Annotated in this window: 15 protein-coding genes; 5 read left to right on the forward strand and 10 right to left on the reverse strand. The window is 68.7% G+C overall.

From position 1 onward, the window contains the following. Positions 1-12: 12 nt before the first annotated feature. From J2S57_RS11545 to J2S57_RS11555, 3 genes are read right to left on the reverse strand one after another with little or no spacing between them, the layout of a single operon-like run. Complete coding sequence (locus J2S57_RS11545) at positions 13-861, reverse strand: carbohydrate ABC transporter permease (RefSeq protein WP_307241464.1); 849 nt, start codon at positions 859-861, stop codon at positions 13-15. After that, complete coding sequence (locus J2S57_RS11550) at positions 858-1,790, reverse strand: carbohydrate ABC transporter permease (protein WP_307241466.1); 933 nt, start codon at positions 1,788-1,790, stop codon at positions 858-860. The genes J2S57_RS11545 and J2S57_RS11550 overlap by 4 nt, the downstream gene beginning before the upstream one ends. Then, the gene (locus tag J2S57_RS11555; protein WP_307241468.1) at positions 1,787-3,139 is read right to left on the reverse strand and encodes an ABC transporter substrate-binding protein; all 1,353 of its coding nucleotides are present in this window, start codon (positions 3,137-3,139) and stop codon (positions 1,787-1,789) included. Before J2S57_RS11555 ends, J2S57_RS11550 begins: the two co-directional genes overlap by 4 nt. Positions 3,140-3,377: 238 nt before the next feature. Here J2S57_RS11555 and J2S57_RS11560 point away from each other — a divergent pair, with 238 nt between their 5' ends. Then, positions 3,378-4,397, forward strand: coding sequence for a LacI family DNA-binding transcriptional regulator (locus J2S57_RS11560; protein ID WP_307241470.1), 1,020 nt, complete (start codon positions 3,378-3,380; stop codon positions 4,395-4,397). Between the two features lie 49 nt (positions 4,398-4,446). On the opposite strand, the gene ilvD is transcribed toward J2S57_RS11560, so the two are convergent. Beyond that, the gene (ilvD, locus tag J2S57_RS11565) at positions 4,447-6,294 is read right to left on the reverse strand and encodes a dihydroxy-acid dehydratase (protein WP_307241472.1); all 1,848 of its coding nucleotides are present in this window, start codon (positions 6,292-6,294) and stop codon (positions 4,447-4,449) included. Positions 6,295-6,737: 443 nt separating this feature from the next. On the opposite strand from ilvD, the gene J2S57_RS11570 reads away from it, so the two are divergent. Continuing rightward, positions 6,738-7,604 carry a PP2C family protein-serine/threonine phosphatase gene (locus tag J2S57_RS11570; RefSeq protein WP_307241475.1) on the forward strand — a complete coding sequence of 289 codons (867 nt, stop codon included), beginning with the start codon at positions 6,738-6,740 and terminating at the stop codon, positions 7,602-7,604. On the opposite strand, the gene J2S57_RS11575 is transcribed toward J2S57_RS11570, so the two are convergent. Both J2S57_RS11575 and J2S57_RS11580 read right to left on the reverse strand, forming a co-directional pair. Next, positions 7,601-9,130, reverse strand: a complete 1,530-nt coding sequence (locus tag J2S57_RS11575; RefSeq protein ID WP_307241477.1) for a hypothetical protein — start codon at positions 9,128-9,130, stop codon at positions 7,601-7,603. The genes J2S57_RS11570 and J2S57_RS11575 overlap by 4 nt on opposite strands. 78 nt (positions 9,131-9,208) lie before the next feature. Further along, the gene (locus tag J2S57_RS11580) at positions 9,209-9,700 is read right to left on the reverse strand and encodes a MarR family winged helix-turn-helix transcriptional regulator (RefSeq protein ID WP_307241479.1); all 492 of its coding nucleotides are present in this window, start codon (positions 9,698-9,700) and stop codon (positions 9,209-9,211) included. 100 nt (positions 9,701-9,800) lie between these two features. Between J2S57_RS11580 and J2S57_RS11585 the strand changes: the two genes are divergently transcribed. Further along, positions 9,801-10,175, forward strand: a complete 375-nt coding sequence (locus tag J2S57_RS11585; RefSeq protein ID WP_307241481.1) for a DoxX family protein — start codon at positions 9,801-9,803, stop codon at positions 10,173-10,175. 22 nt (positions 10,176-10,197) lie between these two features. After that, a complete protein-coding gene (locus J2S57_RS11590; RefSeq protein WP_307241483.1) occupies positions 10,198-10,779 on the forward strand; it encodes a mismatch-specific DNA-glycosylase in 582 nt (193 codons plus the stop codon). Here J2S57_RS11590 and J2S57_RS11595 read toward each other — a convergent pair. Genes J2S57_RS11595 through J2S57_RS11605 form a run of 3 tightly spaced genes read right to left on the reverse strand, consistent with a single transcriptional unit; the run spans position 10,770 to position 13,130 of the window. Next, on the reverse strand, positions 10,770-11,192 hold the full coding sequence (locus tag J2S57_RS11595) for a Fur family transcriptional regulator (protein WP_307241485.1): 423 nt from the start codon (positions 11,190-11,192) through the stop codon (positions 10,770-10,772). The genes J2S57_RS11590 and J2S57_RS11595 overlap by 10 nt on opposite strands. A gap of 43 nt (positions 11,193-11,235) precedes the next feature. Continuing rightward, a complete protein-coding gene (locus tag J2S57_RS11600) occupies positions 11,236-11,886 on the reverse strand; it encodes an alpha/beta fold hydrolase (protein ID WP_307241487.1) in 651 nt (216 codons plus the stop codon). Then, a complete protein-coding gene (locus J2S57_RS11605; RefSeq protein ID WP_307241489.1) occupies positions 11,883-13,130 on the reverse strand; it encodes an endonuclease in 1,248 nt (415 codons plus the stop codon). The genes J2S57_RS11600 and J2S57_RS11605 overlap by 4 nt, the downstream gene beginning before the upstream one ends. Positions 13,131-13,149: 19 nt before the next feature. Between J2S57_RS11605 and J2S57_RS11610 the strand changes: the two genes are divergently transcribed. Next, positions 13,150-13,686 carry a GNAT family N-acetyltransferase gene (locus tag J2S57_RS11610; RefSeq protein WP_307241491.1) on the forward strand — a complete coding sequence of 179 codons (537 nt, stop codon included), beginning with the start codon at positions 13,150-13,152 and terminating at the stop codon, positions 13,684-13,686. Between the two features lie 101 nt (positions 13,687-13,787). On the opposite strand, the gene J2S57_RS11615 is transcribed toward J2S57_RS11610, so the two are convergent. Continuing rightward, positions 13,788-15,638 (reverse strand): bifunctional metallophosphatase/5'-nucleotidase, encoded by a 1,851-nt coding sequence (locus tag J2S57_RS11615; protein ID WP_307241494.1) that lies wholly within the window; start codon positions 15,636-15,638, stop codon positions 13,788-13,790. Positions 15,639-15,680 lie beyond the last annotated feature (42 nt).

Raw genomic sequence — 15,680 nt, forward strand, 5'->3', positions numbered from 1 at the left:
CGGGTTGAGATGTCACTTGAGGCTCCCCACCGTGAGGCCGCCCTGCCAGTAGCGCTGCAGGGTCAGGAAGGCGACGACCAGGGGGACGACCGAGACCAGCGAACCCACGATGATCAGGTTCCAGAGCGACTGCCCGCCCCCGTTGTTCGAGGCGGCCAGCTGCCCCCACAGGCCGATGCCCACGGTCAGCGGGTAGAGCTTGGAGCTGGAGAGCATGGTCAGCGGCAGGAAGTAGTTGTTCCAGGTGGCCACGACGCTCAGCAGCAGCACCGTGATCACCCCCGGCCGCATCAGGGGCAGCGCGACCTGCCAGAAGATGCGCAGCTCACCGGCCCCGTCGATGCGGGCGGCGTCGATCAGCTCCTCGGGGATCGAGCCGCCGGCGTAGACCCGCATCAGGTACACCGCGAACGGGCTGAGCAGCGAGGGCAGGATCACCGCCCAGATCGTGTCGGTCAGGCCCGCGTTCGACATCATCACGAACGTGGGGATGACCAGCGCGGTCAGAGGCACCATCACCGAGCCCAGCACGGCCGCGAAGAAGAAGCCGCGGCCGGTGAACCGGTACATCGCGAAGCCGTAGCCCGCGAGCACCGAGATGACCGTGCAGCCGATCCCGCCGGCCCCGGCGTAGAGCACGGAATTGCCCAGCCAGCGCAGGTACTCGCCGTTGTTGTAGCTGAACAGGTCGCTCAGGTTGCCGAACAGGTGGAACCCGTCGAACCAGAGCGCACTGCCACCGCCGAACAGCCCCTGCGCGTTCTTCAGGCTGGCCACCACCAGCCACCACACCGGCAGCAGGAAGTAGCAGACCAGCGCCAGCAGAACGAGTTTGACGCCGGCGTGACGGGGTTTGGTCATGAGAACAGTCCTCCCCGCTTACGGGTGGCGAAGGTGAAGACCGCCACCGCCAGGAACACCACGAACCCGAGCGAGAACGAGATGGCCGAGGCGTAGTTGAACTGGGCGTAACGGAACGCCAGGTTGAACGCGTAGATGTTGGGCGTGAAGTCGGGTGTCACCGAGCCGTTGGCGATCGGCGCGACGATCTGCGGCTCCACGAAGAACTGCAGCGTGCCGATCAGGCTGAAGATCAGGATCAGCACGAGAGCCGAGTAGATCAGCGGGGTCTTGATCCGCAGGGCGATCTGGAACGCGTTCGCGCCGTCGATCCGGGCCGCCTCGTAGATCGAGGAGTCGATGCTCTTCAGGGCGGCGAAGATGATGATCATGTAGTAGCCGGACCACTGCCAGGTGACGATGTTGAGCAGGCCGTAGAAGATGTTGCCCGAACTCAGCAGGAACGGTGCCTGCACGTTGAACAACGAGGCGATCTGCTCGACCGGGCCGAAGCTCGGGCTGTAGAGGAAACCCCACATCAGGGCCCCGATCACGGCCGGCACGGCGTAGGGCAGGAAGATCATCAGGCGGCTGAAACTGGCCAGCCGACCGGTGATCTCGTCGAGCAGCAGGGCGGCGACCAGGGCCACGCCGAGCTGCAGGGGGATCACCACCAGGCTGAACCGCAGCACCAGCCACAGGCCCTTGCGGAACGACGGGTCGCTGAACGCACGGGTGTAGTTGTCGAACCCGGCGAACGTGGTGCCGGTGGCCAGGCCCTTGGTGAAGAGGCTCAGGTAGCCGGCGTAGAGCAGGGGTGCGACCAGGAAGGCCAGGAAGACGATCAGGAAGGGCAGGACGAACAGCCAGCCGATCTGGTGGCGTCGGTTGATCTTGGACGTGGTGGCCCGGCGGACGGTCGGCTCCCGTTTGGCTGTGGTCGCGCTCATCGCACGGTGAAGCCCTGGCTCTTGGCGTAGTCCGTGATCTGCTTGTGCAGGTCGGTCGCCGCCTGGTCGCCGGTGGTGCTGCCCGCGATGATCTTCGCCATCTGGGCCTGCAACTGGGCGTAGTAGTACACCGTGAACGGGCTGTAAGTGGCACCGCTGTAGGCGTTCTCGGCCGGGATGTAGATGTCCTTGTTCGCCGTCTGGCCGTCGAAGAACTCGACCTCGGCGTTCACGAACTCGTCCGACTTCAGCACGCTCTGGTTGAGCGGGAAGATGGTCTGCGTCTTCCAGCCGTCTTCGAGCGAGGCGTCGTCGGCGTACAGGCCCAGCGCGACCTTGGCCGCAGCCTCCTTGTTGCCCGACTGTGAGGTCACCGCGAAGGTGGAACCGCCCCAGTTCACCGACACCGGGTTGCTCTCGTCCCACTGCGGCAGCGGCGCGACCGCGAACTGGCCGGCGTCGTCCCCCTCGCCGACGCCCTGGCCGGTCAGGTAACCGGGAGCCCAGGCGGCCGAGACGTAGGTGGCGTACTTACCGCCCACCACGCCCGAGATGTAGTCGGTGGTGAACTGGTCCTCCTTGCCGACCAGGCCCTTCTTGATCAGGTCGGCCCAGTAGTTGAGCACGTCCTTGGTGGCCTGGTCGTCGAGCTTGATGCCGATGTTCAGCTTGTCGCTCAGGTCGTACTGGAAGGGCTGGGCACCCTTCTGGATCATCAGGCTGGTGACCAGGGCGGGCACGTTGCTGCCGATGTCCCCGAAGGCCGGACCCCCCGCGTCCTTCAGCTTCTGGGCCGCCTCGGCGTACTCGTCCCAGGTCGTGGGCGGGGTGATCTTGTACTTGTCGAAGATGTCCTTGCGGTAGATCATCGCCATCGGGCCGCCGTCGATCGGGATCGCGTACACCGCGGAACCCTGGGAGACGTCCTTCCAGGCGCCCTCGCTGAAGTTGGCCTTCACCTTCTCGGCGCCCAGCGGGGCGAGATCGACCAGGGCGTCCTGGATCTCGAAGCCGGTGAGCTGCTCGGCCTCGAGCATGATGACGTCGGGGGCGCCCTTCTTGGCCGAGATCGCGGTCTGGAACTTGTCGTACTCGGCCTGTCCCTGACCCGCGTTCGTCCAGCAGACCTGGACGTCGGTGTGCTGGTTGTTGAAGTTGTCGACGACCTTGGCCATGTTCGGGTACCAGGCCCAGACGGTGACCGCCGGGGCGTCCGCGTGCACGATCTTGTTGGTGCACTTGGTGGGTGCGGCCGAGGTGCCGCCTTCGTCGCTGCCGCCTCCACAGGCGGCCAGCCCGATGACGGCGGCCAGTCCGGTGACGAGTGCGGCGGGTTTGCTGAAGCGCATGTCGATGCCTCCTTTGGTCATGACATGTCTGCATGGGAGGGCTGCACCGGGACTACGTGCAGTGACGCATAGGGCAGTGGCACTCGGCCCGGTCTGGGGCCGAACGATGAGTCGTTATGTGATCTGCGTCCCGATTGCAGCGCTGCAATGGAGTATGCCCGGGGTTACGACGGGGTGACAAGAGGTCACCTGCCCGAAATACGATGGGCGGTGCTGGCGCCACTCACGGGAGGTTCGAATGAAAGAAGCTACGCTGCGTGATGTCGCCGAGGTGGCCGGCGTCTCGCCGCGCACCGTGTCGAACGTGGTGAACGGCTACGCCCGGGTCGCCGACGCGACCCGGCTGAAGGTCGAGGCGGCCATCGCCCAGCTCGGCTACCGGCCGAACGTGCTGGCGCGGCACCTGGCCACCGGCCGGTCCGGCCAGATCGTGGTCGTGGTGCCCTATCTCGACACCCCGTACTTCGCCGAGCTGCTGCAGGCGATCATCCCGGTGGCGCGCGAGGCCGGGTACAACGTGCTGATCGACCAGTCCGACGGCGACCGCGAGCACGAGGGCCGGCTGATCGGGAACCGTTCGCACCGGAGCCTTTTCGACGGCATCATCTACAGTCCGCTGGGCCTGTCGCAGGAAGACCTGTCCGGCCGTGACCCGGCCCTGCCGCTGGTGGTGATCGGTGAACGCACGTCCGAGGCCCAGTTCGACCACGTCGGCATCGACGACGTGGCGGCCTCGACCGAGGCGGTGCGGCACCTGATCGGGCTGGGGCGGCGGCGGATCGCGGCGATCGGCGACCAGCCCTACCCGACGGGTGAGGCGGCGCAGAGGCGCACGGCGGGTTTTCGGGCCGCGCACGCCGAGGCCGGTCTGCCGGTGGACGAATCGCTGGTGATCGGCACCCCGCGCTTCAACCGGGTGGACGGGGCCCATGCCATGGAAACCCTTCTGGAGCTGGAGAATCCGCCCGACGCGGTGTTCTGCTACAGCGACCTGGTGGCGTCGGGGGCGATCCACACCGTGCTGTCGCGAGGGTTGCGCGTGCCCGAGGACATCGCCGTGATCGGCTACGACGACATCGAGGACGGGCGCTACAACCGGCCGACGATCAGCACGATCTCGCCGGACAAGGAGGCCATCGCCCGGCTCGCGGTGGGGCGGCTGGTGATGCGGATCAACAGCGACGAGCCGGTGCCCGGCGTGGATCTGAGGGCCGGGCACCGGCTCGTAGCGAGGCAGAGCACTGTCGGTTCGGATTAGGCGGTCACCGCGGCACGTGGTGTCGACGTGACGGCGGAACGCTCGAGAGTCACTCCGGCACGCGGCGGTACGCGCCGTCGCTGGCCGCGGTGGCCATCGACGCGTAGGCCCGCAGCGCGGCCGAGACCGGACGCTGCCGGTCGAGCGGGCTGTAGGGCTTGTCGCGCTTCTCCTGCGCCGCGCGGCGCTGGTCGAGCGTGAGTTCGTCGACGTCGAGCGAGATCTGGCGGTTCGGGATGTCGATCGAGATCGGGTCACCGTCTTCGACCAGGGCGATCAGGCCACCGCCGGCCGCCTCGGGCGAGACGTGACCGATCGACAGGCCGCTGGTGCCGCCGGAGAACCGGCCGTCGGTGATCAGGGCGCACTTCTGGCCCAGGCCGCGGCCTTTCAGGAACGAGGTGGGGTAGAGCATCTCCTGCATGCCCGGCCCGCCCTTCGGCCCCTCGTAGCGGATCACCACGACGTGGCCCTCGGTGACCTTCTTGCTGAGGATGCCGTCGACCGCGGCCTCCTGGCTCTCGAACACGATGGCCTTGCCGGAGAACTTCCAGACCGCCTCGGGCACACCGGCGGTCTTGACCACGCAGCCGTCGGGGGCGAGGTTGCCGAAGAGGATCGCCAGACCGCCGTCGACCGTGTAGGCGTGCTCGACGTCGCGGATGCAGCCCTCGGCCGCGTCGGTGTCGAGCGAGCTCCACTCGTTCTGCGTGGAGAACGGCTCGACGGTGCGAACACCACCGGGAGCGGCCTTGTAGAGCTCCAGCGCCCGGGCGGAGGGTGACCCGCCGCGGATGTCCCACTCGTCGAGCCACGTCTTCATGTCCGCGCTGTGCACCGGCTTCACGTCGGTGTTCAGCAGGCCGCCGCGGTTCAGCTCACCCAGGATGGCGGGGATGCCGCCGGCCCGGTGCACGTCTTCCATGTGGAACTTGGGGGAGTTCGGCGCGACCTTCGACAGGCAGGGCACCTTGCGGGAGATCGCGTCGATGTCGGAGACCGTGAAGTCGAGCTCGGCCTCGCGCGCCGCGGCCAGCAGGTGCAGCACGGTGTTGGTGGAACCGCCCATCGCCACGTCCAGCGCGACCGCGTTCTCGAAGGCCGAGCGGCTCGCCACGTTGCGCGGCAGCACCGACTCGTCGTCCTTGCCGTAGTAGCGGTTGGCCAGGTCGACGATCGTGGTGCCGGCGTCCTTGAACAGCTGGCGCCGGGCCTCGTGGGTGGCCAGCGTGGAGCCGTTGCCGGGCAGCGACAGACCCATCGCCTCGGTCAGGCAGTTCATCGAGTTGGCGGTGAACATGCCCGAGCAGGAGCCGCAGGTGGGGCAGGCCGAGCGCTCGATCTCGTCGAGCTGCGCGTCGCTGACCCGGTCGTCGACGCTGAGGACCATGGCGTCGACCAGGTCGATCTTCGAGTGCACGATGCCCTCGATCGCCGTGGTCTTGCCGGCCTCCATCGGGCCGCCGGAGACGAACACGGTGGGGATGTTCAGCCGCAGCGCCGCGAGCAGCATGCCCGGGGTGATCTTGTCGCAGTTGGAGATGCAGACGAGGGCGTCGGCGCAGTGCGCGTTGACCATGTACTCGACCGCGTCGGCGATCAGCTCGCGGCTGGGCAGCGAGTAGAGCATGCCGCCGTGGCCCATCGCGATGCCGTCGTCCACGGCGATGGTGTTGAACTCCTTGGAGACCGCCCCGGCTTCCTTCACCGACTCGGCGACGATCTGACCCACGTTGCGTAGGTGCACGTGGCCCGGCACGAACTCGGTGAACGAGTTGGCGATGGCCACGATCGGCTTGCCGAAGTCGTTGTCGGTCATCCCGGTCGCACGCCAGAGCGCCCGGGCTCCCGCCATGTTGCGACCCGAGGTCGAGGTGGCCGACCGAAGCTGTGTCATGGTTGCGGATCTTCTCTCTGCGTCAGTTTTGACCGCGCGGGTCCGTAGGACGCGACGGACCGCGGGTGCGCACCGTCTCCGGCGGGCCGGGGTCGCCCGTGCGGTGCGTCGAGAGCCTCGTTCAGAGGCGGATCATCCGTTGAGTGCTGGTCTGCGGCGGGTGACAGTCGATGCTAACTCGCGGGGGGCGTCCCCTCTTCCGCGCGGCCGCTTGATCATGTTGCCCACGGTGCCCCGAGGTGCACGTCGAGTCGAGGCAGGAACTGCCTTTGCCGTCGCTCTGCGCAATGATGCCGCCAGCGTCAGGTGTCGCTCACAGCAGATCGTGAGCAGAATGCGGCGTGGGTGCGGTCTGGGTTGTGACGATACCTAGGCTTTCGGTTGTATCTGACCTCTGGCCCAACCAGGAGTTGAACAGTAATCTTCACCGGCAAGATCGCAGAGTGAGCGGAGGCGCCATGGCGCTGCGGATTCGTGCGTGCGTCAAGACGCATCCCGGGTTGCGGCGTACCAACAACGAGGACTCCGGCTTCATCGGCCGGCGCCTGTTCCTCGTTGCCGACGGCATGGGCGGCCACGACTTCGGTGAGGTCGCCAGCGCCATCGTCGCGCGCACGGTCGCCTATCTCGACGACCACCTCTCGCTCTTCGGCCCCGAGCGCGACATCGTCGGCGCGGTCGAGTTCGCCGACCAGCGCCTGGCCCGGGCCATCGAGAACAGCCCGAACCTGTCCGGCATGGGCACCACGCTCACCGCGATGCTGATCCACCACGACACGATCGCCCTGACCAACATCGGCGACTCCCGGGCCTACGTGCTGCGCGGCCGCGAGATGACGCAGCTGACCCACGACGACACCTACGTGCAGATGCTCGCCGACAAGGGCTGGCTCGACCCCAAGCTGATCCCCCAGCACCCCCAGCGCAGCGTGCTGCTGCGGGTGCTGCGGGGCGGTGACGACGGCGGCACCGCCGAGGTCTCGCTGCACGAGGCCGTCCCCGGCGACCGCTACCTGCTCTGCAGCGACGGTCTCAGCGACTACGTGGCCGGTGAGGCGATCCAGAAGACGCTGGCGAGCACCCGGCACGCGGGCAAGGCCATCGACCGGCTGATCGCCCTCGCCCTCAAGGCTGGGGCGCCTGACAACGTGACCTGTGTGATCGGTGACGTGGTGGACGACGACGTCGCCCCCGGCGGGGACGGCGAGTTCGTCGGGTCGGCCCAGGAGCTGGGCGAAGGGGCGATGGAGGCCGCGGAGAAGAAGGTGGCCGAGCCCAAGAAGACGGCCGGGATGCTCAAGACGGCCTAGGCCTGGAAACGGGTCGCCAGGTCGTAGTCGTAGACCCGGATCTCGACCCCGTCGCTCAGCGTCCGCACGGTGCTCGCGTCGCCGAGCAGGTCGTCGCGCGCAGCCGTCGTGCAGCCGTGCGAGGAGTAGTAGTCCGGCACCCAGATGAAGAACGTGGTGTCGGCCGGCCGGGTCAGCCGGGCCGTGTCGCTCACCCACGAGCGGGTCTGGATCACGCCGTCGATGCACTCCAGCTCGTAGACGGTGCGTTCGCCCCCGGTCAGGTAGCTGGTCACGTTCCCGTACCAGTAGGGAGCGAAACCCTTGGCGACCCCGGTGGCGCGCACCGCGTCCAGCATCTCGTTCTGGGTCTGCAGGGCCGATGAGGGACGCGTGGACGCGTCGATCGCGGTCGTGACCCCGGAGAGACCGGTCGCCAGGGCAGCCGCGCCGAGCGCGGCCACGGCCGGGCGGCCCAGACCCCGTTCCCGCAGCACCGGCAGCAGCATCACCGCCGTGACCGCGAGGCCGTAGGGGGCCAGGATCAGGTAGCGACTGGGGTGGTCGTCCTGCACCAGCGTGCCCAGGAAGGGCAGCGGCCAGCTCACCGCCACCGTGAACGGCACCAGCTCGCGCCGCCGCCAGAACCGCACGGCCCCGGCCAGCGAGGCGGCCAGGAGCGACGTCATCACCAGCAGCGTGAGCACGTTCGCGGTCAGCACCAGCGGCGAGGCCTCTCGCCAGCGCTCCACACCGAACTGGATCGCGGTGTCGTTCAGCAGCTGCCCCAGCCCGGACGTGGCGGCCGACAGGCTCGGCGACAGCTGCTTGGTGTGGTCGATCGTCAGCCCGAACACCCCGACCGCCCACTGCAGCAGGGGCAGGAGCACGAACGAGGCCAGCAGGCAGCCGGTCAGGTGCAGCAGCCGTGGGTTCCGCTCGCGCAGCAGGTACCAGATCACGGCCAGCAGCATCAGGGGAGCGCCGGCGAGCACCTCGAAGTACGGGTCGTCGAACCAGAACAGGGTCAGGCCGGCGGTGACCGCGAGGGCCTTCACGATCGAGGGCGTGCCCCGGCCCGCGACGTAGCGCGCCGCCAGGGCCAGCAGCAGGAAGCACAGCCCGAGCTCGATGTTGCGGTAGTTGGTCAGGTTCCGGTTGGAGCCGATGCCGCCGTTCAGTGCGGCCAGGAACAGCAGGGGCCCGGCCAGTTCGTACCAGCGGGCCCGGGGTGCGAGCAGCATCGCCCCGGCGCCGAGAAGGGTGAACGTGGCGGCGGTGAGCACCAGCACGGCGATGAGCAGTCTGGTGGTCGGGGCCAGTCCGAACTGCTCGATCACCAGGTAGAGCGGGAACTTGAACAGCCAGGTGTCGGCGGGCAGGTGGGTGACCCCGTGCCCGACGTCGAGCCAGGTGCGCACGATCGACTGCTGCGCGGTGGAGTCGGAGGTGTAGACCACGCGCGGATGCCGCAGCACGGCCAGAAGACAGGCCACGAACGCGGGCAGGACGACCGCGGCGAGCACCCGGGGGGTTCGCTTCGGCAAGGGGGCCCTTCGTCGCGGTCCGGTCGGCTCGCGGCCAGACTAGAGCCTGCCCACCGGATCAGGGCCGGCTCGTACGGATCAGGGCGGGCTGGCGCCGGGGCAGTCGTCGCCGTCCGGGTCCAGCGCCTGGTGGATGCGCTTGCCGATCTCGCCCAGGTGCCGCACCTGGGCCCGGGTCAGCGGGTCGATCACGAACTGGCGCACCGCGTCGGCGTGCCCGGGGGCGGTCGCCACCACCTTGTCCCACCCGGCGTCGGTGAGCGTGGCCACGGTGTAGCGCCCGTCGGCCGGGTCGGGGGCCCGCACCACCCAGCCCTGCTTCTCGAGCCGCTTCACCACGTGCGACAGCCGCGACAGCGAACCGTTGGCCAGCAGCGCCAGGTAGCTCATGCGCAGCCTGCGGCCCTCGGCCTCGGACAGGCCGGCCATCACCGTGTACTCGAAGTGCGTGATGCCCGCATCGCGTTGCAGCTGGGCGTCGAGCGCGGCCGGGAGCATGAACACGATGCCGGCCATGGCCCTCCAGGAGGCCAGCTCTTCGGGGTCCAGCCAGCGTGTTCCGTCGTTCATGAGGACCAGCCTAAGCCAGCTCCATGACTTGACGCTTCAAGCTGAACGGCCCTACCTTCACTTGAAGCATCAACTCAATCGAGCAAAGGGGAACACGGCGATGAACGTCGTTCTGTGGGTGGTGGCGGCGCTCCTGGCCGGGGCGTTCCTGGCGGCCGGTGCGATGAAGCTGCTGCAGCCGAAGGGCAAGCTGATCGAGAGCGGCATGGGCTGGGCCGCCGACTACAGCGACACCCAGGTGAAGCTGATCGGGGCCGTGGAGGTGCTGGGTGCGCTCGGCCTGATCCTGCCCGCCGCCCTCGACATCGCGCCGGTGCTCACGCCGCTCGCGGCCGCGGGCCTGTTCGTGACCATGGTCGGCGCCGTGGTCGTGCACCTGCGCCGGGGTGAGACCGGCGGTGCGGTGCCCGGTGTGGTGCTCGGCCTGCTCGCGCTGTTCGTCGCCGTGATGCGCTTCGGGCCGAACAGCTTCTAGGACAGGGCCTAAGGTGCTGCGGGTGGCCGCAGATCGGAAGTTCACGCCCGAGCAGCTCCGGCAGTTCCAGGACTCGACGGTTCCCGATCTGCTGGCCCCCGGCCTGAAACTGCTCTTCGTCGGCATCAACCCGGGTCTGTGGACCGCCGCGGTGCAGGCCCACTTCGCCCGGCGGGGCAACCGGTTCTACCCGGCGCTGTACCGCTCCGGGCTCACCGACCGGCTCATCGACGCCTCGAACGGCTATGCGCCCGAAGACCTTCAGCACCTGCACGACCGCGGCCTCGGCATCAGCAACATGGCGCAGCGGGCCACGGCGAAGGCCGACGAGCTGACGCCGCAGGAGCTGCTCGCGGGTGCCCGGCGGCTCGAGGAGCTGGTCGGGCGGGTGCGGCCGGTGGTGGTCGCCTTCCTCGGGATCACCGCCTACCGCGTGGCTTTCGAGCTGCCCCGGGCCCGCACCGGCCGGCAGGACCGCGAGATGCACGGCGCCCAGGTGTGGGTCGCGCCGAACCCGAGCGGGCTCAACGCGCACGTGCAGCTGCCGGCGCTCGCCGGGTCGTTCCGCGAACTCGGGCTCGCGGCAGGCGTGCTTCAGGCCTGACGAGACTGAGTCATCGCGCAGTCGTTGCAGATGCCCCAGAAGACCACCTCGGCCTCGTCGACCCGGGCGAACCCCGGATGCGCACCCGGCACCAGGCAGGGCGCCTCGGCGATCTCGCAGTCGACGTCGGCCACCGCACCGCACGAGCGGCAGACCAGGTGGTGGTGGTTGTCGCCCACCCGGGTCTCGTAGCGCGTGGCCGAGCCGGCCGGTTCGATGCGCCGCACCAGCCCGGAGTTCGCCAGGTCGTCGAGCGCGTTGTAGATGGTCTGGTTGGACAGCTGCCCGTCGACCGCCTGGGACAGGTCGGTGACCGTGGAGTGCGGACGCGTGAGCAGGGCCTCGAGCACGGCCCGGCGCGGCGCCGTACTGCGCAGGCCCGCGCCTCGCAGAAGCACCGCCGAATCCGTCACGACAACGACTGTACGCCTTGTTTTGAGCCCGTCAAAAGAACAGTCAGCGGGCCAGCCAGCCCAGTACCGTCTCGGTGAACTCCCGCGGCAGCATGTCGTGCACACTGTGCCCGCCGCCGAGCGTCACCAGTTCGGCGTCCGGCACCCGGGCCACCACCTCGGCGAGCCACTCCTGCGGCACGTGGCTGGTCTCGCCCCCGCCGATCACCAGGGTCGGCGCCTTCACCGTGGACAGGCGCTCGCGCAGCTCCAGGTCGCCCGCGTCGATCTGCGGACGCATCTGCACCACCACCTCCCAGTCGAGGGGCAGGTCGCCTGCGGGCCGGGCGGGCAGCTCGCGCGGTGGGAAGGGCGGGCCCGGGGCCACGTCCTCCGCCACCAGCCGGCCCACCAGGTCGGGCCGCTCGACGGCGAGCCGGAAAGCGACCATCCCGCCCAGGGAATGGCCGATCACCACCGCGTCGCGCACCTCGAGCGAGTCGAGCAGCTCCACCACGTCGTCGAAGAACAGCTGGTAGCTGTACTCGCCCGGGTACTCGCTCGGCCGGTGCCCGCGCAGGGTCACATTGATGACGCGGTACCCGGCCTCGAAGGCGGGCAGCAGGGGCTCCCAGCTGGCGCCGCCCTCGCCCATGCCGTGCAGCAGCACCATCGACGGGCCGGAGCCGGTATCGGTGTAGTGCAGGAAAGTCACTGTGCGAACACCTCATTCACCCATTCCGGGTGGTCGATGAACGGGTTGCGGTTGTGCTGGAACCGTTCGAAGATCAGGTCGTTGCGGTTGCGCTCGAAGCTGTCCGGCGGGTCTTCGGCACTCCACTCCAGCAGTGTCGAGAGCTTCCCGAAACGGGGGGCGCTGCCGCCGGTGGTCTTCTCGTCGAGCGTGAGGTCGGCGAAACCGTCGCCACCGTCGTAACGCACGGCCATGTAGAAGATCATCCGGGCCACGTCGCCCTTCACCGCGTCGCGCGGTTCCCAGGAGTCGGAGTCGGTGAAATTGCCCGGGGCCTCACCGGATTCGCTGCCACCTTCGTCGAAGTCCTTGTTGCTGCGGTCGGAGTTCACCGTCACGTCCTCGGGACGCAGGTGGTGCAGGTCGGTGCCCGGGCCGGTGGCGGTGCCGAAGTCTCCGTGCGACTTGGCCCAGACGTGCTCGCGGTTCCAGTCGTCGGCGTCACCGCCGTTCAGGCTCTTCGACCGGCTGGTGCCGCTGTAGAGCAGGATCACGTTGCCGGAGTTCTTCGGATCTTCGTCGGTGACCTTCAGGGCGTCCCAGACCGCGTCGTACGACAGCTTCTGCGCGTCGGTCGAGATGATCTGGTGCAGGGCCTGGTGCAGGTCGTTGCCGGTCTTGCCCTGCGCGTCGGCGTAGTAGTCACCCCCGCTCGGGGGTGTGGTCGCGATGGGGGACGTGGTGGTCGGCCCGGGCGTGGTGGTTCCGGTGGGCGTCGGGTCGGCACCCGAAACCGCCATCGCGGTCGGCGATTTCAGACCTGGGTGAGCGAAGTAGGCGGTCAGGGAGCCGCTCACGTCGAGCTGTGCCCCGAGCCGCCCCGGGTTGCTCTTGAGCCCGAACTGGCTGCGGTAGGCGCTGCTCACCTGCACGTAGAGCATGGCCGAGGTGTCGGTGGCGGAGGGGCTGTCGGCCAGGGCGATCGCGGTGTCACCGCTGAACCCCGTGCGTCTGACCTGATCGGTGCCGGTCGGCTCGCCCACGACGTAGCCGCGGACGGTCTGGCTGCCCCCGGTCTGCTGCGCCACGGCCTGGGCCACGGTGAGGGCCGAGGCCGCGGCGGCGACCGGCTGGGCCTGGGTCACGCGTTCCGCGGCCGAGGCTGTCGGTGGGGTGGCGCAGGCCGTCAGGCTGCTCAGGGAGGCCAGAGTGATGACTGTTACAGGCAGGGCGATCCAGGTCACCCGGTGCGCAGTGGTGGTCACGAGCAATATCTTCCCCTATGTGACCACCGACCACGTGATCCGTGACGCCACGCTCGGGGATGCGGACGCCTGCGCCGCGATCTACGAGCCGTACGTACGGGACACGACGCTGAGCTTCGAGGAGATGCCGCCGACGGGCGGCGAGATGGCCGGGCGGATCGCCCGGGCCATGGAGAAACACGCCTGGCTGGTGCTGGAACGCGACGGGGAGGTGGTGGGTTACGCCTACGGCGGCCGTCTCGGTGTCCGCCCCGCCTACCGCTGGTCGTGCGAGGTCAGCGTCTACATGGCCCGCGACCGGCAGCGCCAGGGCGGAGGCCGGGCTCTGTACGAGGCGCTGCTGGAGCGTCTTGAGCAGCGCGGCTACCGGCAGGCCCTGGCCGTCATCTCGGTGCCCAACGAGCCGAGTGTGGGGCTGCACGAGTCCCTGGGCTTCAAGCCGGTCGGGCTCTACGAGAACGTCGGCTACAAGAAGGGCCAGTGGCTGACGACAGCGTGGATGCAGCGTCAGCTGGGCGAGGGAGCTTCCCCGGGCCGCCCGCCCGAGCCGCGCTGACCGGCTGACCCGGCCACCACTGGGGACCACCATCGACCCGATCACGAGATGCCCCCGGCCACCACGAAGGTGACCGGGGGCATCGGCCCGGGAGGGGACGATCAGGGAAGCGGCGTGACCCGGTTCGGGGTCGGGCCGGTGACCGGGCTGTTCGCGGTCAGGTAGTTGTTGAAGGCGTCCAGGTCGACGCCACCACCGATCCGGTTGGTGCCTTCCTTGAGAACGGTGAAGCCGTCACCACCGTCGGCCAGGAACGAGTTGACCGTGATCCGGTAGGTGCTGGCCGGGCTGACGGCCGTGCCGCCCAGCTTGATGGTCGACGCGTCCACCTTGCTGCCGATCGCGGCCGCCTTCGAGTAGCTGTAGGTGAAGCCGTCCGAGACGCCGAGGTGCAGGAACTTGACCGAGCCGTCGGTCTGCGTCGTCCACTGCTGCTCGAGCATGGTGTCGAGCTGCGCGCCGGTCACGTCCATCGAGACCAGCAGGTTGCCGAACGGCTGCACCGTGAACGACTCGCCGTAGGTGACCTTGCCGTCGCCCTCACCGGCCGCGGAGCCGGCGTAGGTCAGGTCGGCCCGCACGCCGCCGGGGTTCATGAACGCGACCTGCGAGCCGCCGTCGGCCGCGGCCCGGGTGGCGGCGAGCTGGGCGTCGGCGATCAGGTCACCGAGGCTGGACTCGCCGTCGCGGCTGACGCTGCGCTGGATGTCGCCCGTGATCTCACCGATCACCTTGTTGCTGATGGGCGCGGCCAGGGCCTTCCACTTGGCGATCGCCTTCGTCTGGTCCGAGGCCGGCTTCTGGTCGCGGTCGACGAGGATGTTCTTGGAGGTCACCTGGTTGCGGACGACGTCCTTGGTCTTCTTGTCGATCTTCAGGGTGGTCTCGGTGACCGTGCGCCCGTAGGACAGGTCGCTGGTGACCTGACGCGGGTTGCCCTTCGGGTCGGGGATGCTGCAGTTGTACGAGTTGTGCGTGTGGCCGGTGACGACCAGGTCGATGCTGGCGTCCAGGGTCTTCGCGATGTTCACGATCGGGCCCGAGATACCGGCCGCGCTCCCGGAGTTGCAGTCGTAGTCGTAGGTGGCGCCGGTGGGCGGGATGCCGCCCTCGTGCAGCAGCACCACGATCGCCTCGACGCCCTTCTTGCGAAGGTCCTTGGCGGCCAGGTTGGCGCTGGCGACCTCGTCGTTGAAGGTGACGTCCTTGACCCCGGCCGGGGCGACCAGCTCGGGCGTGCCCTCGAGGGTCATGCCGATGAAGCCGACCTTGACGCTGTCGACCTTCTTGATCGTGGTGGGGGGCAGCACGGTGCGGCCGGTGGAGGCCTTGAACCAGTCGCCGTACGTCTTGGCCTTCTTCGGCTTGGTGACCTTGACGCCGTCCTTGTACTCGACGTTGGCCGCCAGGTACTCGAAGTCGGCGCCGCTGTAGCCGTCCTTGTCGAAGCAGCCCTCGGTCGGGTGGCAACCGCCGTACTGCATGCGCAGCAGCTCGGACACGCCCTCGTCGAACTCGTGGTTGCCGACGCTGGAGACGTCGACGTCCATGTTGTTGAGCGTCTCGATGCTCGGCTCGTCCTTGAACAGGCCGGACATCGAGGGGGAGGCGCCGATCAGGTCGCCGGCGGCGACGGTGAGCGAGTGCGGCTTGCCCTTGCGGAGGGTGCGGAGCTCGCTGGTCAGGTACTCCGAACCGCCGGCCAGGACCGAGCCGGAGGTGGTCGTGACGGTGCCGTCGGTGCCGGTCGGCGGCTCGAGGTGGCCGTGGTAGTCGTTGAAGCTCAGGATCTGGAGGTCGACGGTCTTCGACTTCTTGGGCGCGTCGTGCTTCGCCGCAGCCGCGTCGCTGGCCTGGGCCGGTGACGAAGGCAGTGCGAACAGGGCTGCTGCGACGGTGCTCGCGGTGATCGCCGCGGTGAGCCCGCCTCTGCGCGTGATGAGGGGCTTCATGGGGGCAAGCTATCCAGACCCTGTGTGTCCGATCCAGGCGTG

It is taken from the genome of Kineosporia succinea, from assembly GCF_030811555.1.
GTDB classification, from domain to species: domain Bacteria; phylum Actinomycetota; class Actinomycetes; order Actinomycetales; family Kineosporiaceae; genus Kineosporia; species Kineosporia succinea.